Below are 21717 nucleotides of genomic sequence, written 5' to 3' on the forward strand. Positions count from 1 at the left end.
GGGTCCTGTCCTTGTTTCGTTGCCGGGACGGTTGCCGCCGTCCGGGCGGGGTTGCGAATAAGTCGGTTACGGTGTCGTTCTCAAAGGTCGCGCCATCTGTGGCGCCCAGGTTGAATAAGCGAGAACAAGGCCCGTTCACAAACGACAAAATTTCCTGTATGGATTAGAAATTATAATTCATATGTATCAGTACAATATTAAAAATGTTTATTTTCATATAGTTAAAAAATATCGAAGATTTAATGGGTATGTCACGATAAGGAAATTTAATGTTATGGTACAATCATGTCGCGCCGCCTGCCGCCCCTGAACGCATTGCGCGTCTTTGAGGCGGCGGCCCGTCACCTGTCGTTCACCCAGGCGGCGGAGGAACTCAACGTGACCCAGGCGGCGGTCAGCCACCAGATTCGCGGGCTTGAGGACTGGCTCGGCTTTCCCCTGTTCCGGCGCCTCAGCCGCGCCCTGGTGCTGACCGAGGCGGGGCAGCTTTTGTTTCCCGAGGTGCGCGAGGCCATGGACATCCTGACCACGGCGGTCAACCGGGTGCAGCGCCAGGATTCCGAAGGGGTCTTGACCGTGACGACCATGGATTCCTTCGCGCAATCCTGGCTGGTGCCCCGCCTCGGCCGGTTCCGTCAGGCCCATCCGGATATCGACGTGCGCCTGGTCATGGTCGACCGCATGGTCGATCTGGCGCGGGAGGGCGTGGACGTCGCCGTGCGCTATGGCCGCGGCAACTGGCCGGGGCTGACCGTGTCCCTGCTGCGGACGGAGGAGCTGTTTCCCGTCTGTGCGCCGGAACTGATCGCCAAGGGACCGCCCTTGAAAGAGCCCCGCGACCTCGCCCATTACACCCTGCTGCATGACGAGATGCCGGTCGACTGGCGTGACTGGCTGGCGGCGGTCGGCTGCGATACGGTCAACCCGGAACGGGGGCCCGGCTATTCTCATTCCAACCTGGTGTTGCTGGCCGCGCGGGCGGGCGAGGGCGTCGCCTTGGGCCGCAGCGTCATGGTCGCCGACGATCTGGCCGAAGGCCGCCTGGTGCGGCCGTTCGACTTCGCCCTGCCGGCCCCCCAGGCCTATTACCTGGCCTGCGTCGAGGGCGAGGAGGACCGGCCCAAGATCCGCGCCTTCCGCGAATGGCTGATGGGCGAGTTCGAAGCCGCGTGACGGCGCCCGCCCGCCCTTTTAAGGTGGCGGCGAAACTTGAGGAGACTTCCGCCATGACCGTATCCCCGCCCCCCCTGAACGGCCTGCGCCACCTCGCCCTGGTGGTCGAAAACTTCGACGCATGTGAGCGTTTCTACCGCGACATCCTGGGCATGCGGGAACTCAGCCGCTTCAACGACGACCTGGTCTACCTGACGTTGGGCAACGACAATCTGTCGCTCGGCCGCGCCCGGCCCGGCGAGACGCCGCCCGCCAAGCGGCCCATGGATCATTTCGGTTTCGTCGTCGACAGCAAGGAAGACCTGCAGGCCTGGTACGACTTCATGAAGGCCAAGGGGGTCAACCTGCTGGACACGCCGGCGGATCATTTCGACGGAGCGCGGTCGTTCCACTGCACCGACCCGGCGGGCAACGTGATTCAGCCGATCTTCCATCCGGCGATTTCCGGCCAGCGTTTCGAGGGGCCCTGAGTCGCGGGCCGTCCCACCGTCATTCCGGGTCGGCGAACCCCGCGCCGGCCGTCATCGGCATGAGCCGGATCAGGCGCGAATCGGCGACGGCGGCCTGGCGATGGCGCACGGCGTTCCGGTATTGCGGGTCGAACACCATCTCGGCGAAGGCGGCGGGTGACGGATATTCCGCGATGAAACAGATGTCCCAGGATTCGTCGCCGGGTCCGATCAGCACCTGTTCCAGGCGGCCGCGCCACGCAATGCGGCCCCCCAGACGGGCCAGCACGGGAGCACTTTCCCGGCCATAGGCGGCATAGGCGTCCGCCCCTGTCGCCGGGGTGCCGTCGGCGGGCGCATCCGCGCCATAGTCGGCCAGCGGCCGCAGCTTGATCAGGTTCAACATGTGGACCGGGCCGGGCCGGTTGTCGTCGCGAAAGGCACGGAAGGCGTCGCGGGTGAAGGCGGTATGGGGCATGTCGGGCTCCTTCGCGTTTCTCAGGACCGGCCGGCGGCCGAGCGGTCGAGGAAGCGCGCGATTCCTGCCGCGACCGCCGGGGTGGCGGCGGCGCGGGCGAACTGGGCGGCTTCCACGGCCAGGCCCTCGTCGATGCTCAGATTGATGCCGCGGGTCACGGCGGTCAGGCTGGCGGCGACGCTGACCGGGGACTTTTCAATAATCCGCTGGGCCAGCTTTTCCGCTTCGGAAATCAATTTCGATTTCGAAACAACATGATTGACCAAACCCGCCTGGCGGGCCTCCTCGGCGGTGATGGGGTCGCCGGTCAGGATCATCTCCAACGCCCGCTTGCGCCCGACCAGGCGCGGCAGGCGCTGGGTGCCGCCGAACGGCGGGGGAAAGCCCAGGTTGATCTCGGGCTTGGCGAAGGTCGCCGTATCCGCCGCCACGGCCAGCGGCATGGCTTCGAGAATCTCGCAGCCGCCGCCGAACGCCAATCCGTTGACGGCGCCGATGATCGGCTTGGGAAAGCGTTCGATGCGCGACGTGAAGGCCTGTCCCCGAGCGACGAAATCGCGCAGCGCGACCTCGACCCCGGCGGCGACCGAATGGGCGAATTCCTTGATGTCGGCGCCGGCGCTGAAGGCCCGGTCACCGGCTCCGGTAACGATCACGGCGCGGACCGCATCGTCGCGCTCGATGGCGTCGAGATGGGCCATGAAGCGGCCGATCAGGGCGTAATTCAGGGCGTTCATCTGATCCGCCCGGTTGAGGGTCAGGATCGCCACGCCATGGCGTTGGTCGTAGAGCACGGGATCGTCGGTCATTGTGAGGTCCTTTCGGATTAATAAAAATCATGTATTTATGTGTTTGAAGGGAGATAATCACTGACATGCCTTTCGAACAAACGGATATAACTGGCTCAATAAGTGAATTTAACTAACTCATGATGGATGCTCTTCCGCCCCTGAAGGCGTTGCGCGCCTTCGAAGCCGCGTTCCGCCATGAAAGCTTCGTCGAGGCGGCGCGGGAATTGAACGTGACGCCCTCGGCGGTCAGTCATCAGATAAAGTTGCTGGAGGACGTGCTGGGCCTGCCCCTGTTCCGCCGCGAGGTGCGCGCCGTGGTCCCGACGGCGGCGGCCCGCGCCGCCTATCCGGGGGTGCGCCGGGGGTTCGAGGAACTGGCCGGGGCCATGGCGCGCATCCGCCCGCCCAAGGCGGGGCCCCTGGTGTTGTCCTGCGTGCCGTCCTTCGCCATGAAATGGCTGATCCCCCGCCTGGACCGCCGCCCCGCCGGTTTGCAGGTGCAGATCGTGGCGACCCGCGACCGCGCCGACCTGATCGCCGGCGAGGCCGACATGGCGATCCGCTTCGGCATGGGGAATTATCCGGGGTTGGACGCCCACCGCCTGTTCGACGAAATGGTGGTGCCCCTGGCCGCCCCCGCGCTGCTGGCGGGCGGGCGGGCGCTCGACGGGCCGCGCGACCTGCGCCACTTCACCCTGCTGCACGACGATTCCGTGGCCTTCGATCCCCTGGCGCCCGACTGGCGGTCGTGGCTGGCCGCCGCCGGGTTCCCGGACCTGGAGGCCGAGGCGGGGCCCCGCTTCACCGCATCGGAAAACGTGTTGCAGGCGGCGATCGCGGGGGCGGGGGTGGCGCTCGGCCGCTGGTCCATGGCCGCCGGGGACATCGAGGCAGGGCGTCTGGCCGTGCCCTTCGGGCCGTCCTTGACGCTACAGCCGGCCTATTACCTGCTGTCCGTGCCGGGCCGCGCCGAGGCGCCCGCCTGCCGCCTGTTCCGCGACTGGCTGTTGGACGAGGTCGCGCGGTTTCAGGCCCGCCCGGGCCATGCGGCGCCGTGATCAGGTTTTCAGTTCGGTCAGATTCTCGAACAGCCGGAGGGCTTCCGGATTGGCCATCGCCTCCTTGTTCTTCACGGGGCGGCCGTGGACGATGTCGCGCACGGCCAGCTCCGTGATCTTGCCCGACTTGGTGCGCGGGATGTCGGCGACCTGGACGACCTTGGCCGGCACGTGACGCGGCGTGCAGTTGGCGCGCACCTGATCCTTGATCCGTTTCGTCAGCGCATCGTCCAGCGCCTTGCCCTCGGTCAGGCGCACGAACAGCACGACCCGCACGTCATTGTCCCAGTCCTGGCCGATCACCAGGCTTTCAACGACGTCCTCCAGCTTCTCCACCTGGCGGTAGATTTCCGCCGTGCCGATGCGCACGCCGCCGGGGTTGAGCGTCGCGTCCGACCGCCCGTAAACGATCATGCCGCCGTGTTCCGTGATCTCGATGTAGTCGCCGTGGGTCCAGACGTTGGGGAACTGTTCGAAATAGGCGGCGTGGTAGCGCGACCCGTCGGCGTCGCCCCAGAACCCTGTGGGCATGGAGGGAAAGGCCTTGATGCAGACCAGCTCGCCCTTCTGGCCGATCATCGGCTTGCCGTCGTCGTCCCAGCATTCCACGGCCATGCCCAGCGCCGGGGCCTGCAATTCGCCCCGCCACACGGGCCGGGTCGCGTCGCCGCCGGCGAACACGCCCATGATGTCCGTGCCGCCGGTGAACGACACCAGATGCACGTCGGACTTGATGTGGTCGTAGACGAATTCGAAGCCTTCCGGCGCCAGCGGCGATCCGGTGGAGCACAGCATGCGCACGCTGGAGAGGTCGTGGGTTTCCTTCGGCCGGATGCCCGACTTGGCGACCGCGTCGATGTATTTGGCCGAGGTCCCGAACAGGGTCATGTTCTCCGCGTCGGCGTAGTCGAAGATCGTTTCGGGGCCGGGGTGGAACGGCGATCCGTCATAGAGCAGCAAACAGGCCTCGCAGGCCAGAACCGAGACCAGCCAGTTCCACATCATCCAGCCGCAGGTCGTGAAGAAATAGACCCGGTCGTCGCGGCGGATGTCGCAATGGATGGCCTGTTCGCTGGCATGCTTCAGTATCGTTCCGCCAACACAATGAACCATGCACTTGGGCGCGCCCGTGGTGCCGGAGGAAAACATGATGTAGAGCGGGTGGTCGAACGGGACGGGGACGAAGTCGATGTCGCCGGGGGCGTGGGCCGCCGCCGCGTCGGCCATCAGGATCGCCCCCGGAATCATATCCAGGCCCGGCCGGTCGGCGGGATCGTAGGGGGCGACGATAACGTCGGTCACCGTCGGCAGACCGGCCAGGATCTCGGCGTTCTTCGCGCGCACGTCATGGCGCTTGCCGTTGTAGAAATAACCGTCCGTGCAGAAGAACACCTTGGGTTCGATCTGCCCGAAGCGGTCGAGCACCCCTTGCACCCCGAAATCGGGGGAACATGATGACCATACGGCGCCCAAGCTGGTCGCCGCCAGCATGGCGACCACCGCTTCGGGCATGTTGGGAAGATACCCCGCGACCCGGTCGCCGGACTGTACGCCCCGTGCCTTGAGATATTGCGTCAGCGACGAAACCTGGTCGTACAGCCCGGCGAAGGTCACGGCCCGCCGCGCCCCGGTTTCCGAACGGAACACGACGGCTTCCGCGCCGTCGCGGCGGCGCAGCAGGTTTTCCGCGTAGTTCAGGCGCGCGTCGGGGAACCATTTGGCCCCCGGCATCTTGTCGCCGTCGACCAGCACCCGCTCCCCCCAGGTTTCCGCCCGCACGCCCGTGTAATCCTTCAATGCGACCCAGAAACGTTCCCGGTCGTCGATGGAAAAGGCGTGCAATTCCGCCGTGTCGGCCAGGTTCAGGCCGAGGGTTTCGTTCAGATGACGGCGGAATTGCTCGATCGTCGATCCGTCGGCGTAGCCGGGCGACGGCGTCCAAAGGGGCTGGTCGGCGTGGGTCTGGTCCATGGCCTGCGGATGCACTCCCTATCGTGATTTTCTGCCGGGGCGTCGGGCCGCCAGCGTGTTTCGCGCATTCTGCCCGCACCCCGGCAGCGCGGCAACGGTCTGTTGCGCCCCCGCCGGCCGTCAGACGTCACCCGCCGGCCGGCTGGGAAAAGCGCACCACGGCGAGTGCCGCGACCCAGCCCGCGTTGATCAAACAGGCGACGGCGTAGAGATAAAGGGCGCGGCCGATGTCGGCGGCCGTCGCCTTTGCCGTGCCATGGCCGATCCAGGGGTCGCGGGCGATGTCCTGGGCATAGCGCCGTGGGCCGGCGAGAGCGAGGCCGAGGGCCCCGGCCATGGCGCCTTCCGGCCAGCCGGCGTTGAGCGAGCGGTGCTTGCCGGCGTCGCGCAGCATCACCTTGACCGCCTGCCAGGGCTGGCCGGCGGGGGCGAAGGGGGCGCCTAAACAGATGAACAGGCCCGACAGCCGGGCCGGAATCAGGTTCAAGACATCGTCCAGCCGCGCCGCGGTCATGCCGAACGCCCGGTATTTCGGCGTGCGGTGGCCGATCATGCTGTCCATGGTGTTGACGGCCTTGTAGATGAACAGGCCGGGTGCCCCGAACAGGACATAAAAGAAAACGGGGGCGACGACCCCGTCGCAGAAGTTTTCGGCCGCCGATTCGATGGCGGCGCGGGCGACGCCGTGCTCGTCGAGCTGCTGCGGGTCGCGCCCGACGATGTGCGACACGGCCTCGCGGCCGGCCTCCAGATTGTTCTCAAGCCCCCGCCGCACGGCGCGCACATGGTCGTAAAGCCCCCGTTGCGCGATCAGCAGCACGATGCAGAACAGCTCGACGATCCAGCCCCAGGGGTGGACGAACGACAGCCAGGCCACGCCCAGCCCCAGGCCGCCGGTCAACGTCACCACGGCCAGCACGGTGACGGCGCCGCGCACGGCGCGGTCCATTTCCGGGCGTCTGTCGCGGTTCAGCTTGCGGTCGAGCCAGTCGATGAGAGAACCCAGCAGCGCCACCGGATGCTTGGCGCGTTTGAACAGCCACGGCGTGTCGCCCAGATAGGCGTCAAGCAGCAGGGCAAGCAGCAGGAGAATCAGGGGGTCGAAGGCCGCCTTCCCCCCGTCGATGAGACCGATCAACAGCATGGCGCGGCCAGAATGGGGGGTGCTCCCCCCCGGGTCAATGGCGCCGCATGCGCGGGGGCGGGTTGGCCTGGGGGCTGTATTGGTACGGTTTTAAGGATAATGTAAGGGTCAACGGCTAGGCTCCCGCCCGGACAGGCGACGACATGGGCACGGGATACGCAGGAACATGGCGGAACAGGCAAAACCGAAGGCGCCCGGCGCCGCGCCGGGCAAGGCAAAACCCAAAGGGAAGGGCAAGCCGAAGGCCGGCGGCAAGGCCAAGAAGGGCCTGCCCAAAAGCTTCTTCTGGGGCTTTATCCTCATCCTTGTCGTGCCGGCCGTGGCCCTTTTGGGCTGGTACGCCTATCAGGTGATGGGCCATGTCGCGAAGGACAGTCAGGAAGCGCTCGACGCCCGGGCCAAGGAACTGGCCAGCAAGGCCAACCAGTTCGCCCGCCGCGCCGCGCAGGAAGGCTTCAAGATCCAGGATTTCGACGCCTGCGCCCAGATCAAGGAGCAATACCGAATCCCGGCGGGTGTCGTGTACACGGAATTCACCCAGCGTCAGCTGGTCGGCCTGTCAAAGTTCGCGTCGGATGAACAGGTGACCGAACGCTGCATCCAGTTCGCCAAGGCAGTCGCCAAGATGGAGGCCATGTCTCATCACCTGCGCCATGTCTACGTCTGCCAGAAGGCGCAGTTCAACGCCGACAAGTCCGGCCGTTATTTTCTGACGGCCGATGCCGAGGGCAGGGGCGTGGTCGAAAATCTGAGCGGCCGGGCGACACTTCATCCGATCCAGGTGGGGGAATCGATCCTGCTGCGCGGATGGCAGATCTATAATCAGGGCGACGGTTGCGTGATCGTCGGCATGTCGAAATCGGGGACCTTCAGCTTCCGGGGCGGCGTGACGATTATCGAATAGGCCTGTATTCGGACATGCAGGGGGGGGGAGATGTTCTTGGGGGGGGCATCATGGGCACGACAATTTTCGGTACGTCCGCGACCTGGGACGCCCTAGTCGCCGTGGAAATCCTATTGATTGCCGTGGCCGTTGTCGGCACGGCCGTGACGCTCCGGCGGTTCGGCGAGCTTCGCCGCGCCGGCGCGACCCTGGGCGTGGCCCTGGTCCTGGCCGGTCTGTGGATGGGCATTCTGCTGTACGTCGCCGATTTGGTGATCATGAACACGCGCCCGGAGGCGAACGCCCTGGCGCAGGCGCTGGCGGCGGCGGCGCCCCTGGGCGCGGCGGCAAGCTGGTATGTCCTTTCCGCCTCGGTGGCCCTGGTCCTTGCGGGTCTGGTGGCGACGGTCTTGCGCATGGTGCGCCAGACCATGGAACTGGACCGCCAGCGGCAGGCGCTCGAAGACAGCGAAAGCGTTTTGCGGTCGGTGTTCGAGAACGTTCCCGTCGGGCTGTTGATCAAGGATGAAAATCACGTCGTCGAGCGGCCCAACCGCACCTATACGGATTGGTACGGCTTCGATGCCGAGACCATGGTCGGCCGCCGGTCCGACCAGATCGAGGATTTCCAGGGACCAGATGAAGCGGCCTTCATGAACGAACAGGAAAGCCACGTCCTGACCACCGGCAACACGCTCAGCCGCCAGGTCGAACGCACCTTCGCCGACGGCGAGCGGCGTATCCTGAACATCACCAAGTTCCCGATCCATGATCCCGCCGGTAACATCATCAAGGTCGGCTCGGTCAGCGTCGATCTGACCGAACAGGTCCGGGCCCAGCGCAAGCTGGCGGAAAGCGAGGCCCGGTTCCGCGATTTCGCCGAGGTGGCGTCCGACTGGCTGTGGGAAATGGATGCGGACCTGCGGTTCAGCTATTTCTCCCGCCGCACGAGCGACGTGACCGGCCTCGACCCCAGCATCCATCTGGGCATGCGGCGAACGGACGCCACGGCCGAAGACACCAGCCAGGCGAAATGGCGCCGTCATCAGGAAGATCTGGAAAATCGCCGCCCGTTCCGCGATTTCGAATACCAGTTCAAGGACGGCAACGGCAATCCGCGGTCGGCCCGGATCAGCGGCAAGCCGCTGTTCACCGAGGACGGGAAGTTCGCCGGCTACCGCGGCACCGGCACGGACGTGACCGAGGAACGCCGCGCCCAGCGCGCCCGCGACGCGGCGCTGCGCTCGGCCGAGGAGGCGAACCGCGCCAAGTCCGAATTCCTGGCCGCCATGAGCCACGAACTGCGCACGCCCCTGAACGCCATCCTGGGGTTCTCCGACATCCTGGCCAACGACTATTTCGGCGCGCCCGACGCGGCGAAACGCCGCGAGTACGCCAACGACATCCACGCCAGCGCCAGTCATCTGCTCGATCTGGTGAACGATCTTCTCGACATTTCGGCGATCGAGGCCGGGCGCACGGCGCTCAATCTGGCGCGGGAACCGATCGCCGGCATTATCACCGACTGCGCCCAGACCATGACCGAGGTCGTCCGCGCCAAGGGCGTCGATCTTGAGGTCGTGGTGCCGGACGGCCTGCCGCCGATCCTCGCGGACCGCCGAGCGATCAAGCAGACGTTGCTGAACCTGCTGTCCAACGCGGCGAAGTTCACGGAACCGGGGGGACGTATCGCCATAACGGCGGAAACCGCCCCCGGCGCGGTGCGTATCCGGGTGTCCGACACGGGCATCGGCATCGCGCCCGAACGCCTGGACGATATGATGGCGACCGTCACCGGCGGCCCAGGATCACCCTATGTGGGGGATCCGCAGGCCCCCTATACGGTGGAAAAGGGCTGGGGTCTGGGGCTTGCCATTTCGCGGTCATTGGTGGAAATGCACGGCGGGGCCATCGCCATCGAAAGCCGCCTCGGCGCGGGCACGACGGTGACCGTCGACCTGCCCGAGTATCGGGGCCCCGCCGAGGCCGGCTGAATGCCCCTTTATCCCTTATTTTCCGCCGCCCCTTGCATCCCTCGGCCCTCGGCGCTATAACCCGCGGCTCGACCGGGCGGCATGGCTTTGTAACGGGCATGCCTGGCCGCCCCGAAACGACTATTGATCAAGACCTTGCGGCCTCCGCCATGGGCGGGGCCCACCAAAGAAAGGATGTCGAAATGCCCAAGCTGAAGACCAAGTCCAGCACCAAGGGACGGTTCCGGGTCACCGGGACCGGCAAGGTGCGCGGCAATTTCTCCTTCAAACGGCACAATCTGCGCAAGCGCTCCACGAAAATGAAGCGCAAGGCACGGGGCACGATGGTTCTGGACGCGACGAACGCGCGCCAGATCAAGTCCTACGCGCCTTATCTGTAACGCCGCGTATTTTTTGAATTAGGAGAGCTGGACAATGGCACGAGTCACTCGGGGCGTCACCGCGCACGCCCGTCACAAGAAAGTCATCGCCCGCGCCAAGGGTTACCGCGGCCGGAACAAGAACAACTTCCGCATCTCGCTGGAAAAGGTCGAAAAGGCGCTGCAATACGCCTACCGCGACCGCCGCGCCAAGAAGCGGAACTTCCGCCGCCTTTGGATCACCCGCATCAACGCGGGTGTGCGCGAACACGGCATGACCTATTCCCAGTTCATGAACGGCCTGGACAAGGCCGGGATCGAGCTTGACCGCAAGGTTCTGTCCGATATCGCGATCCGCGAACCGGAAGCCTTCAAGTCGCTGGTGGAACAGGCCCAGGCCGCCCTCGGCAACTAATCCCGATCCGGTATCCGGCGCCCGTCCCGGCAAGGGACGGCGCGCCGGCCCCGGAACCGCCATCTGAATGACGAGGCCTGGCCATGGAGAGTGTCGACAAGCTCCGTGAGGAACTGCTTGCCGCCGTTGAGGCGGCGGGCGATCTGGACGCGCTCGAACAGGTGCGCGTGGCGGCCCTCGGCAAGAAGGGCCGCATCACCGATCAGATGAAGGGCCTGGGTGCCCTTGACGGCGACCGGCGCCGCGAAGCGGGCCAGGCGCTCAACGCGCTGAAGGACGCGGTCGCCGACGCCCTGGACGCCCGCAAGGCGGCCATGGAGGGGGCGGCGCTCGACGCCCGTTTGGCGCAAGAGCGCATCGACGTCACCCTGCCCGTGCGGCCCGAGGACAGCGGGCGGATCCATCCCATCAGCCAGGTTATCGAGGAAATCGTCGCCATCCTGGGTGACATGGGCTTCGGCATCGCGGAAGGCCCCGACGTCGAAGACGACTGGCACAACTTCACCGCCCTCAACATCCCGGCGGACCATCCGGCCCGCCAGGACCACGACACCTTCTATCTGCCCGGGTCGGACGGCGCGGACGCGGCCCGTCTGGTCCTGCGCACCCATACCAGCCCCGTGCAGATCCGCACCATGCAGGCCGGCCCGCCGCCCTACCGGGTGATCGTGCCGGGCCGCACCTACCGCTGCGACTACGACGCGACCCATTCGCCCATGTTCCATCAGGTCGAAGCGCTGCTGGTCGACGAGAATACCCATATGGGCCACCTCAAGGGGTGTCTGATCGACTTCTGCCGCGCCTTCTTCGGCATCGACGACCTGCCCGTGCGCTTCCGGCCCAGCTATTTCCCCTTCACCGAACCCTCGGCCGAGGTCGACATCGGCTGCACCCGCGAAGGCGGCGAGCTGAAGATCGGCCACGGCGGCGACTGGCTGGAAATCGGCGGTTCGGGCATGGTCAATCCCAACGTGCTGCGCAATTGCGGCATCGATCCCGAAAAATACCAAGGCTTCGCCTTCGGCATGGGGGTCGAGCGCATGGCCATGCTGAAATACGGCGTGCCGGACCTGCGCACCTTCTATGAATCGGACCTGCGCTGGATGCGCCATTACGGCTTCGCGTCCCTCGACATCCCGTCCCTGACCGGGGGACTGAACCGATGAAGTTCACCCTCGGCTGGCTCAAGCAGCACCTGGAAACCGACGCCACGTTGGCGGAAATCACCGACCGCCTGTCCATGGTCGGGCTCGAGGTCGAAGGCGTGACGGACCGGGCCAAGGGCCTGGAGACGTTCATCGTCGGCGAGGTTCTGGACGCCAAGCAGCATCCCGACGCGGACCGGCTGCGCGTCTGCCAGGTCAACACCGGCACGGAGACGGTCGAACTGGTCTGCGGTGCGCCCAATGCGCGGACGGGATTGAAGGGTGTGTTCGCGCCCTCCGGCTCCTACGTCCCGGGCACGGGCATCACCCTGAAGCCGACGGAAATTCGGGGCGTGACGTCCAACGGCATGCTGCTGTCGGAACGGGAAATGGGTCTGTCGGAAGACCACGACGGGATCGTCGAACTGCCCGCCGATGCCGCCGTGGGGGCCCGCGCCGTCGACGTCATGGGCCTGGCCGATCCGGTCATCGAAATCGCCATCACGCCCAACCGGGGCGATTGCCTCGGCGTGCGCGGCATCGCCCGCGACCTTGCGGCCTCCGGGCTCGGCAGCTTGAAGCCGCTCGATACCTCGCCGGTGCCGGGCGCGTTCGACAGCCCCCTCGGCGTGGCCCTCGACTTCACGGACGAGACCGCCAGTGCGTGTTCCAAATTCGTCGGACGCGCCTTCCGGGGCGTCAAGAACGGACCCAGCCCGAAATGGCTGCAGGACCGCCTGACCGCCGTCGGCCTGCGCCCGATCTCGGCCCTGGTCGACGTCACCAACTACATCTCCTTCGAATTCGACCGCCCGCTGCACGTGTTCGACGCGGCCAAGGTTTCGGGCACGATCACCGCGCGCCTCGCCAAGCCGGGCGAAAAGATGCTGGCGTTGAACGAGACGGAATACGACCTGGACCCGGAAATGACCGTGATCGCCGACGACAACGGCCCGCAGGCTGTGGCCGGCGTGGTCGGCGGCCTGGACTCGGGCTGCACCGAGGCAACGACGGACGTGTTCCTGGAAGTCGCCTATTTCGACCCCGTGCGCACGGCCATGACCGGGCGCAAACTCAATCTTCAGACCGACGCCCGCTACCGGTTCGAGCGCGGCGTCGATCCGGCCTTCCTCGACGACGCCTGCGAAATCGCGACGCGCCTGATCCTGGACCTGTGCGGCGGCGAGGCATCGAATGTGGTGTCCGCCGGCGACGGCCCCGACTGGCGCCGCACCCTTGATTTCAACCTGGACAAGGTCGCGACCCTGGGCGGCACCGAGATCGACGGCGTCGAGGCGCGGCGGATTCTCAACGTGCTGGGCTTCGCCATCGAGTCCGACCAGGGCAGCCGTCTGGTGGTCAACGTGCCGTCCTGGCGTTCGGATATCGTGTCGGAAGCCTGCCTGGTGGAAGAGATCGTGCGCATCAACGGCTACGACCGCATCGCGCCGGTCGCCGTGACCCGACCCGCGGGCGCCCAGGGCCCCGTGATGACCCCGGATCAGCGCCGCCGCGCCCAGGCCCGCCGCCTGCTCGCCCAGCGCGGCATGGTCGAGGCCGTGACCTATTCCTTCATGCCCGACGCCCAGGCCGCCCTGTTCGGCGGCGTCGCCGACAGCATGCGACTTCTCAATCCGATTTCCGCCGATCTCGACGTCATGCGACCGTCGATCCTGCCCAACCTGCTGACCGCCGCCGCGCGCAACCAGGCGCGCGGTTATGCCGACCTGGCCTTGTTCGAGGTCGGCCCCCAGTTCCCGGGCGCCAAGCCGGAAGATCAGCAGCTGGTCGCATCCGGCATCCGTGTCGGCAAGACCGGCCCCCGCCACTGGGCGGCGCAGCCGCGCGGCGTCGACGCCTTTGACGCCAAGGCCGACGCTCAGGCGGTCCTGGCCGACCTGGGTCTGCCGGCCGACCGGGCACAGATCAAGACCGACGCGCCCGCCTGGTATCACCCGGGCCGTTCCGGCACCCTGCGTCTCGGCCCCATGGTGCTGGCCGCCTTCGGCGAGGTCCATCCGGCGATCCTGAAAGCCCTGGACGTGAAGGGCCCGGCCGTCGCCTTCGAAATCTATTTCGACAACCTGCCGGCGGTGAAGGCCAAGAAGTCCGCCGCCAAGCCGCATCTGGTGCTGTCGGCCCTGCAGCCGGTCGCCCGCGACTTCGCCTTCGTCGTCGACGCCGGCGTCGAGGCGGCCAAGGTCATCAACGCCGCCCATGCCGCCGACAAGGCGCTGATCGCCGAGGTCACCCTGTTCGACGTCTACGAAGGCAAGGGCGTGGGCGAGGGCAAGAAGTCGCTGGCCATCAACGTCGTCCTGCAACCCGTGGAAAAGACCCTGACGGATGCCGAGATCGACGCCGTCGCCGACAAGGTCATCGCCGGCGTGACCAAGGCCACGGGCGGCGAGCTGCGGACCTGATGGGCCCGCTCGACGCCTTCTCCACCGACCATCGCCGCGCCATCCGCGGCATCATCACCGACGTCGACGGCACCCTGACCACCGGCGGCAAGATCACCGCGACCGCGCTGGCGGCGCTGGAACGTGCCCAGGCGGCGGGGCTCAAGATCGTCGCCGTGACCGGGGCCGCCGCCGGCACCTGCGACGCCATGGCGCGGACCTGGCCGGTCGATGCCGTGGTCGGGGAATCAGGCGGCTTCGTGTTCCGCCTGCATCCCGACACGGGGCGCATGGTGCATCTGCATATCCTGGCGCGCGACGAACGGCGCAATCATTGGGCGCAGTACGAAAAGGTGTTGGCGGCGATCGTCGCCGAGGTGCCGGGGGCGGCGTTGGCCGCCGACCAGGCCTACCGGGAAACCGACCTCGCCATCGACCATGCCCAGGACGTTGCGCCCCTGGGGGACGAAGCGGTCGCCCAGATCGTGTCCATCATGGAGGCCGCGGGCATGACCGCGACCTATTCCAACATTCACGTCAACGGCTGGCTCGGCCCTTACGACAAGCTGACGACGACCTGCCTGGTGTTGCGCGAACTGTTCCGCGCCGACGTGTCGGACGAAGCCGAACGCGGGCGCTGGATGTTCGTGGGCGACAGCCCCAACGACGCGCCGCTGTTCGACTTCTTCCCTCATGCCGTCGGCGTCGCCAACGTGCGCGACTTCGCCGACCGCCTTTCGGCCAAGCCCAAATATGTGACGGAAAACGCCTCGGGCGCCGGCTTCGCCGAAGCGGTCGACGCGGTGCTGGCGGCTCAGTCCGCCACCGGGGCCACGGAATAGACCTTCACCGGCGCCGCCCGGCCCTTGACCGGGATCTCCCCCTGAAACGCAGACGCATAGCCGCCGCCGCAGGTGTCGATGGTTTCCTGCGTGCACATGACGTAGGTCCCGTACTGCTTGTTCAGCTGCTCCAGCCGCGCGGCGATGTTCACGTTGTCGCCGTGCACGGTGAAGGTCAGGCGTTCGGCCGTGCCGACGGCGCCGACCACGATGGGCCCGGTGTTGACGCCGCAGCGGGTCAACAGCCTGACCCCGTCGCCGAAGGTGCGTTCGCGGCACACCCGTTCGATCTCGAGCGCGCAGTCGATCGCCCGGGCCGCGTGATCGTCCTGCGGCGTCACGGCGTTGAAGGTGATCAGCATGGCGTCCCCTTCGAACAGCAGAACCACGCCGCCGTGCCGGCTGATGATTTCGCCCATGGCCTGGAAATAATCGTTGATGGTGCGGGCCAGTTCCGCGGGCGACATCTTTTCCGACGCGGTTGAAAAGCCCTCGATGTCCGTGAACACGATGGTCGCGACCTTGCTTTCGCCGTCGCCGGGCTGGATCGCGTGATCGGCCTGGGTGATCCGTTCGGCCACCTCGCGCGACACGAAGCGGGACAGGTCCTGGGCCGCGGTGCTTTCGATGATCGCGCGGTAGAGCGAGCGCCGCGCGCGCAGCACGGCGATGGCCAGCACGCCGGTGACCATGAGGATGGAGACGATTTTGTCGATTTCGGCGCCGATCAGGATGGCGTTCGACGTCATGTATTCCACGTAGTCACGGGTGATCATGGGATTGCCGGCTTCTGCGTGGACGACGTAGTACATGAGGCCGAGCCAGCCCACGGACGCGGACGCCCCGGCGAGCAGGATATAGCCCGGCTCGAAACGCAGGGTGCGCAGGCCGATGAAGATGAACACGTACATCAGGGTCGGGGCCTTCAGGTAGAAGCTCGCGGGCTGCATGTACTTGATGTGGAACGACCAGATCAGCACCATCAGCAAGGCCATGTCGATCACCACCGAGGCGGTCAGCAACGGCGTGTTGAGGGCGTTGCGGTAGGCCGCGATCATGCGCACCAGGGTGAAGGCGAAATAGAAGGCGAGGGCCGCCGGCACCAGGTCGAACTGCGTCTGCGGGCCCTTGGGCGACGCGGCCCACAGGCTTCCGAACAGCAGGACCAGCAGCAACTGCATCCAGCTGATGAGCTTCTCGCCCTGCAACTGCTGCGCGGCGATGCGGTCGCGCACGCGGGCCGGCAGCCGGTCGCCGACCGGATGACCGAAGATGAAATCGGAAAGGCGTTGCCACATGCCCGAACGATGGACTGACGCGGCCGAAAGCTCAATCATGGAATGCAGGTTCCCTTCAGATGGCGGCCTGTCTAGCAGACGGGGCCGCTCACCGGGAATTCACGGCTGCGTCATCTGCCGGGGGATCGGAAGGGGGATCAGGCGGCGTCTCCGACGCCGCCGTCCTGGCGCAAGGCTTCCTTCACCGCCTCGCATTTGTTTTGCAGGTGGTCGCGCAGGACCTTGGCGAGTTTGGGGCCGTCGCGTGCTTCCAGGGCGGCCAGCATGTCCTCGTGCTCGGCCATGGCCTGTTTCCAGCGTTCGGACGTGATGGAGGAAATATAGCGCGCCCGGCGGATGCGGCCGGCCAGGCCTTCGTACATGGAAACGAGCAGGTCGTTACCGGCCGAGCCCATGATCTTTTCGTGGATCTTCTGGTTGAGGGCGAAATACTCCGCCCGTTCCCCCCGCGTGTGATGCAGGGCCATCTGGTAATGCAGGGCGCGCAGCTCGGCCAGATCCGCCTCCGACGCATTGGCGCAGGCAAGCTCCCCGGCCAATGCCTCCAACGCCCCCATCACGGGAAACATCTCGTCCACGTCGGCGGCGGTCAGCCGGGCGACCCTGGCCCCCCGGTTGGGCAGAAGTTCCAGCACGCCTTCCGACGCCAAGACCTTGAGCGCCTCGCGCAGCGGCGTGCGCGAAATGCCGAGCGTTTCGCAGAGCAGCCGTTCCGGCACCTTGTCCCCCGGCTTCAGATCGCCGTCATAGACCATGGCGCGCACCCGGTTGACGATGGTGTCGTGCAGGGACGGGCGCTCGATGGGGGTGTGCGAAGCATCCATGGGCGTCACTCCGTTGCCAGGAAGCGGTCGAGAACCTGGGCCACGTGCACCGCCGCGCGCGGCGTGCCGTCGGCGATTTGATGGCGGCAGCTGGTGCCGTCGGCAACGATCATCGTGTCCGCCTCGGCGCCTCTGACGGCGGGCAGCAGGGCCAGTTCGCCCATGCGCTTGGACACGGCGACGTTGTCCGCGTCGTAGCCGAAGGCGCCCGCCATGCCGCAACAGCTTGAATCGACCGTTTCCACGTTCAGCCCCGGCACCAGACGCAGGGCCGTTTCGACCGCCCCCATGGCGGCGAAGGCCTTCTGATGGCAATGGCCGTGCAGCAGCGCCTTGGCGTCGGCGGCGTTCTTCAGGGGCAGGGTGAGGGTTCCGGCATCGGCTTCCGCCGCCAGGAATTCCTCGAACAGCATGGCCTTGGCGGCCAGCGCCTTGGTGTCCTCGCCCGGCAGCAGGACCGTGAATTCGTCGCGCAGGGTCAGGAGGCACGACGGCTCCAGCCCGACGATGGGCACGCCCGCCTCGACGAAGGGCTTCAAGGCCGCCAGCGTGCGCGCCGCTTCCTTCTTCGCTTCGTCGGCAAGACCGGCGGCCAGGAACGTGCGCCCGCAGCACAGCGGCCGCGTGCGGTCCGGCGCCTGCGCCGTGACCACGCGGTAACCGGCGGCGGTCAGCACGCGCCGCGCGGCGGCCAGATTTTCCGGCTCGAAATAGGTGTTGAAGGTATCGCCCAGAAGGACCACGGCCTTGCCCGCCGGGCAGGAAGTTGCGTCCATGGGCGCGCCCTTGTCCGGCGCCGATGCCCAGCGCGGCAGGGTGCGGTCGGCGGAAAAGCCCAGCAGTTTTTCCGACAGCCAGGGCAGGCCGGGCAGGGTGTCGCGCAGGTTCAGCAGCCAGGACAGCTTCGACGCCACGGGGGCATAGCGCGGCAGATAGGCGACCAGCCGGTCGAACAGGCGCAGCCCGTGGCGCTTGTTGTACTGGTTCAGGAATTCGATCTTCATGCGCGCCATGTCGACGCCCGTGGGGCATTCGCGCTTGCAACCCTTGCAGCCGACGCAAAGCTTCATGGTGGCGGCCATGTCGTCCGACGTGAAGGCGTCGGGCCCCAACTGGCCCGAAATGGCGAGGCGGAGCGTGTTGGCGCGGCCGCGGGTCAGGTGCTGTTCATCCCCCGTGGCGCGGAACGACGGGCACATGACCCCGGCGTCGCGCTTGCGGCAGGCCCCGTTGTTGTTGCACATCTCGACCGCCCCGGCGAAGCCGCCCCAGTCGGACCAGTCGAGGACCGTCGCGATCTCCTGCGTCTGATAGCCGGGCTTGAAGCGGAACAGCGTGCGGTCGTCCATTTTCGGCGGGTCGACGATCTTGCCCGGGTTCATCAGGCCCGTGGGGTCGACCGTGTTCTTGACCTCCTTGAAGGTCTCGACCATGCGCGTGCCGAACATGGCCTCGTGGAATTCGGAACGCACCAGCCCGTCGCCGTGTTCGCCCGAATGCGATCCTTTGTATTCGCGGACCATCTCGAAGGCTTCCTCGGCGATGGCGCGCATCTGCTTCGCACCCAGGTCCTGCTTCAGGTTGATGACCGGGCGGACGTGCAATGTCCCGACCGAGGCATGAGCGTACCAGGTGCCCTCGGTGCCGTGCTTGTGGAACACCTGCGTCAGGCGGTCGGTGTATTCGGCCAAGTCCTCCAGGCGCACGGCGCAGTCCTCGACGAAGGAGATCGGCTTCCCGTCCCCCTTCATGGACATCATGATGTTGAGGCCCGACTTGCGGACCTCCCACACGTCGCGCTGGAAGGCCGGGTCCACGGCCTCGACCACCGCGTCGGGGAAGCCCAGGTCGGCCATCATCTCGCCCAGCTGTTTCAGCTTGGCGAGCAGGGGCTCGCGTTCCTCGCCGGCGAATTCGACCAGCAGCAGGGCATCGGGCTCGCCCTTCACGAAGCGCTCCACCGTGGGGCGGAAGATTTCGATGTCGCGGGCCAGGCCGATCATGGTGCGGTCGACCAGCTCGACCGCCGCCGGGCCCAGGGTCACCAGATGCTGGGCCGCGTCCATGCATTTGTAGAAGGTCGGGAAATGGCACACGCCCAGCACCTTGTGCTTCGGCAGGGGCTGTAGATCCAGGTGCAGTCTGGTCGAGAAGGCGAGGGTGCCTTCCGATCCGATCAGAAGATGGGCGAGGTTCGGATGGGTCTGCTGGCGGTACAGCGTCGCCTCGGCCCAGGGGCCCTTGGGCGCGCCGCCGGGCATCAGGGAATCGATGTTGTAGCCGCCGACCCGGCGCATCAGGTCGGGGAAGGATTGGCGGATGTGGTCGCCCTCGCGCCGGCCGATGTCGAGCAGCCTGGCCACCATGTCCTGCTGCACGGGGTCGAGCTTGGCCGCCGGCTCGTTGTCCGACACCTCGCCGAAGCGCATGGCGCGGCCGTCCATGGTCACCGCGTCGATGGCGCGCACGTTGTCGCGCATGGTGCCGTAAACGATGGACCGCGAGCCGCAGGAATTGTTGCCCGCCATACCGCCCAGCGTGGCGCGGGACGAGGTCGAGACGTCGACCGGGAACCACAGGCCGTGGGGCTTGAGATAGGCGTTCAGATGATCGAGCACCAGGCCCGGTTCGACCAGGGCCTGGCGGCCCGCCGCGTCGAACTCGAGAATCTTGTTCAGGTGCTTGGACAGGTCGACGACCAGGGCCTCGCCCACGGTCTGCCCGCATTGCGACGTGCCGCCGCCGCGCGGCAGGATCGGCACGCCTTGGTCCCGCGCGACGGCGATGATGGCTGCCACGTCGTCGGCGTCCTCGGGCACGACGACGCCCAAGGGCTCGATCTGATAGATCGAGGCATCCGTCGAATAGCGCCCGCGCGAAAACGGATCGAACAGAACCTGGCCCTTGATCGCGGCCTTCAGGCGGCGGGCGAGGGCGGGGTCGCCCTTGGTCGGGCGGCTGCGGGAAGCGTCGGCGGCAAGGGCGGTGTCGGACGGGGCCATGGGCGGAGATCGCTTTGTCATCATAGGGGATGCGGAGTGTATCAAATTGCATTCAAAATACAATAAGGCAAATCAACAGCGCCGGATAAAATTCCATTTTTATTGAATTATCTATATGTAATTACACGATAATTATCGTTTTTCATCAGGTATGCCCGAATCCGGGTTGTCTGGGCAAAAAATGTATGCATAATTCCGGAACTGTCGCGCCACCGGGCGCGGCCCATCGATTATAAAGAGGACATCCGATCATGACTGTGCGCCGCGGCCGCCATTTCCTGCAGATTCCGGGCCCCTCCAACACGCCCGACCGCATCCTTCGCGCCATGGATTATCCGGTGATGGATCACCGCGGCCCCGATTTCGCCGACCTGGGGCTGTCCTGCATCGCCGGCATGAAGAAGGTGTTCAAGACGGAAAAGTGCGAGGTCGTGATCTATCCCGCGTCGGGGACCGGCGCCTGGGAAGCCGCACTCGCCAACACCATGTCGCCGGGCGACCGGGTGCTGATGTACGAAACCGGCCAGTTCGCGACCCTGTGGAAGAACCTGGCGCTGCGTCTCGGCCTGGTGCCTGAGTTCATCGACGGCGACTGGCGCCACGGCGTCGACGCCGCCGCCATCGAGGCGCGCCTGAACGAGGACACGGACCGCGAGATCAAGGCCGTCTGCATGGTCCATAACGAAACGTCGACGGGCGTGACCTCGCGGGTCAAGCTGGTGCGCGAAGCCATCGACCGCACGGGCCATCCGGCCCTGTTCATGGTCGATACCATCTCGGGCCTCGCCTCCGCCGATTTCCAAATGGACGAATGGGGCGTCGACGTCGCCGTCGCCGGATCGCAGAAGGGTCTGATGTTGCCGCCGGGGATCAGCTTCAACTGCGTCTCGGAAAAGGCGCAGGAAGTGTCCAAGACGGCCAGCCTGCCCAAGTCCTATTGGGCCTGGGACGAAATGATCACCATGAACAAGACCGGCTATTTCCCCTATACGCCGGCAACCAATCTGCTTTACGGCCTCAAGGAAGCCATCGCCATGCTGATGGAGGAAGGGCTCGACAACGTGTTCGCCCGCCACGAGCGCGTGGCCGAGGCGACCCGCCGCGCCGTGCGCGCCTGGGGCCTCGAGGTCCTGTGCCAGGAACCCAAGGAGTATTCCCCCGTGCTGACCGCCGTGGTCATGCCCGAAGGCCACAGCGCCGACAATTTCCGCCGTGTGACGTTGGAGGCCTTCGACATGTCGCTCGGCAACGGCCTCAACAAGATCGCCGACAAGGTGTTCCGCATCGGCCACCTGGGCGATTTCAACGAACTGATGCTGATGGGCACGCTCTCGGGCGTCGAAATGGGCCTGGAACTGGCCAAGGTGCCCCATGAAAAGGGCGGCGTCGACGCGGCCATGGCCTATCTGGTCAATCCGCAGGCGCGCTGATCCCACCCCCGCGCGTTGCGGACAGGATGCAGACAAGCAGACAAGAAGAAACGGAAGGA

Annotated in this window: 18 protein-coding genes; 11 read left to right on the forward strand and 7 right to left on the reverse strand. The window is 66.2% G+C overall.

Annotation, left to right across the window (positions count from 1 at the left end):
* Nucleotides 1-285 precede the first annotated feature (285 nt).
* Complete coding sequence (locus RJ527_08485) at nucleotides 286-1173, forward strand: transcriptional regulator GcvA (protein WND77768.1); 888 nt, start codon at nucleotides 286-288, stop codon at nucleotides 1171-1173.
* 53 nt (nucleotides 1174-1226) lie between these two features.
* The gene (locus RJ527_08490; protein ID WND77769.1) at nucleotides 1227-1643 is read left to right on the forward strand and encodes a VOC family protein; all 417 of its coding nucleotides are present in this window, start codon (nucleotides 1227-1229) and stop codon (nucleotides 1641-1643) included.
* A gap of 19 nt (nucleotides 1644-1662) precedes the next feature.
* Here the strand turns inward: RJ527_08490 and RJ527_08495 are convergent, their stop codons facing one another.
* Nucleotides 1663-2100, reverse strand: coding sequence for a DUF1330 domain-containing protein (locus RJ527_08495; GenBank protein ID WND77770.1), 438 nt, complete (start codon nucleotides 2098-2100; stop codon nucleotides 1663-1665).
* Nucleotides 2101-2120: 20 nt separating this feature from the next.
* On the reverse strand, nucleotides 2121-2909 hold the full coding sequence (locus RJ527_08500) for a crotonase/enoyl-CoA hydratase family protein (protein WND77771.1): 789 nt from the start codon (nucleotides 2907-2909) through the stop codon (nucleotides 2121-2123).
* A gap of 119 nt (nucleotides 2910-3028) precedes the next feature.
* Here RJ527_08500 and gcvA point away from each other — a divergent pair, with 119 nt between their 5' ends.
* Nucleotides 3029-3949, forward strand: coding sequence for a transcriptional regulator GcvA (gene gcvA, locus RJ527_08505; protein ID WND77772.1), 921 nt, complete (start codon nucleotides 3029-3031; stop codon nucleotides 3947-3949).
* Here the strand turns inward: gcvA and RJ527_08510 are convergent, their stop codons facing one another.
* Nucleotides 3950-5920: an acetoacetate--CoA ligase gene (locus tag RJ527_08510; protein WND77773.1), complete on the reverse strand. Its 1971-nt coding sequence runs from the start codon at nucleotides 5918-5920 to the stop codon at nucleotides 3950-3952.
* 127 nt (nucleotides 5921-6047) lie between these two features.
* A complete protein-coding gene (gene cbiB / locus RJ527_08515) occupies nucleotides 6048-7064 on the reverse strand; it encodes an adenosylcobinamide-phosphate synthase CbiB (GenBank protein WND77774.1) in 1017 nt (338 codons plus the stop codon).
* Between the two features lie 166 nt (nucleotides 7065-7230).
* Here cbiB and RJ527_08520 point away from each other — a divergent pair, with 166 nt between their 5' ends.
* From RJ527_08520 to RJ527_08550, 7 genes are all read left to right on the forward strand, one after another.
* The gene (locus RJ527_08520; protein WND77775.1) at nucleotides 7231-7968 is read left to right on the forward strand and encodes a hypothetical protein; all 738 of its coding nucleotides are present in this window, start codon (nucleotides 7231-7233) and stop codon (nucleotides 7966-7968) included.
* Nucleotides 7969-8018: 50 nt separating this feature from the next.
* Nucleotides 8019-9941 (forward strand): PAS domain-containing sensor histidine kinase, encoded by a 1923-nt coding sequence (locus RJ527_08525; GenBank protein WND77776.1) that lies wholly within the window; start codon nucleotides 8019-8021, stop codon nucleotides 9939-9941.
* Nucleotides 9942-10123: 182 nt separating this feature from the next.
* Nucleotides 10124-10321: a 50S ribosomal protein L35 gene (gene rpmI / locus RJ527_08530; GenBank protein ID WND77777.1), complete on the forward strand. Its 198-nt coding sequence runs from the start codon at nucleotides 10124-10126 to the stop codon at nucleotides 10319-10321.
* 34 nt (nucleotides 10322-10355) lie between these two features.
* Nucleotides 10356-10715, forward strand: coding sequence for a 50S ribosomal protein L20 (gene rplT / locus RJ527_08535; GenBank protein WND77778.1), 360 nt, complete (start codon nucleotides 10356-10358; stop codon nucleotides 10713-10715).
* A gap of 83 nt (nucleotides 10716-10798) precedes the next feature.
* On the forward strand, nucleotides 10799-11881 hold the full coding sequence (gene pheS, locus RJ527_08540) for a phenylalanine--tRNA ligase subunit alpha (protein ID WND77779.1): 1083 nt from the start codon (nucleotides 10799-10801) through the stop codon (nucleotides 11879-11881).
* Nucleotides 11878-14283 (forward strand): phenylalanine--tRNA ligase subunit beta, encoded by a 2406-nt coding sequence (pheT, locus tag RJ527_08545; GenBank protein ID WND77780.1) that lies wholly within the window; start codon nucleotides 11878-11880, stop codon nucleotides 14281-14283. Before pheS ends, pheT begins: the two co-directional genes overlap by 4 nt.
* Entirely contained in the window at nucleotides 14283-15104 is an 822-nt protein-coding gene (locus tag RJ527_08550; GenBank protein ID WND77781.1) for an HAD-IIB family hydrolase, read from the forward strand. Before pheT ends, RJ527_08550 begins: the two co-directional genes overlap by 1 nt.
* On the opposite strand, the gene RJ527_08555 is transcribed toward RJ527_08550, so the two are convergent.
* The 3 genes from RJ527_08555 to RJ527_08565 form a co-directional block, all read right to left on the reverse strand.
* Nucleotides 15077-16441: an adenylate/guanylate cyclase domain-containing protein gene (locus tag RJ527_08555; GenBank protein ID WND77782.1), complete on the reverse strand. Its 1365-nt coding sequence runs from the start codon at nucleotides 16439-16441 to the stop codon at nucleotides 15077-15079. The genes RJ527_08550 and RJ527_08555 overlap by 28 nt on opposite strands.
* Before the next feature lie 98 nt (nucleotides 16442-16539).
* The gene (locus RJ527_08560; protein WND77783.1) at nucleotides 16540-17226 is read right to left on the reverse strand and encodes a GntR family transcriptional regulator; all 687 of its coding nucleotides are present in this window, start codon (nucleotides 17224-17226) and stop codon (nucleotides 16540-16542) included.
* 5 nt (nucleotides 17227-17231) lie between these two features.
* Complete coding sequence (locus RJ527_08565; GenBank protein ID WND77784.1) at nucleotides 17232-20228, reverse strand: FAD-linked oxidase C-terminal domain-containing protein; 2997 nt, start codon at nucleotides 20226-20228, stop codon at nucleotides 17232-17234.
* Between the two features lie 251 nt (nucleotides 20229-20479).
* Between RJ527_08565 and RJ527_08570 the strand changes: the two genes are divergently transcribed.
* Nucleotides 20480-21658 (forward strand): aminotransferase class V-fold PLP-dependent enzyme, encoded by a 1179-nt coding sequence (locus RJ527_08570; protein ID WND77785.1) that lies wholly within the window; start codon nucleotides 20480-20482, stop codon nucleotides 21656-21658.
* Nucleotides 21659-21717: the final 59 nt, after the last annotated feature.

Source organism: Thalassospiraceae bacterium LMO-SO8, from assembly GCA_031655335.1.
Taxonomy (GTDB): domain Bacteria; phylum Pseudomonadota; class Alphaproteobacteria; order Rhodospirillales; family Casp-alpha2; genus UBA1479.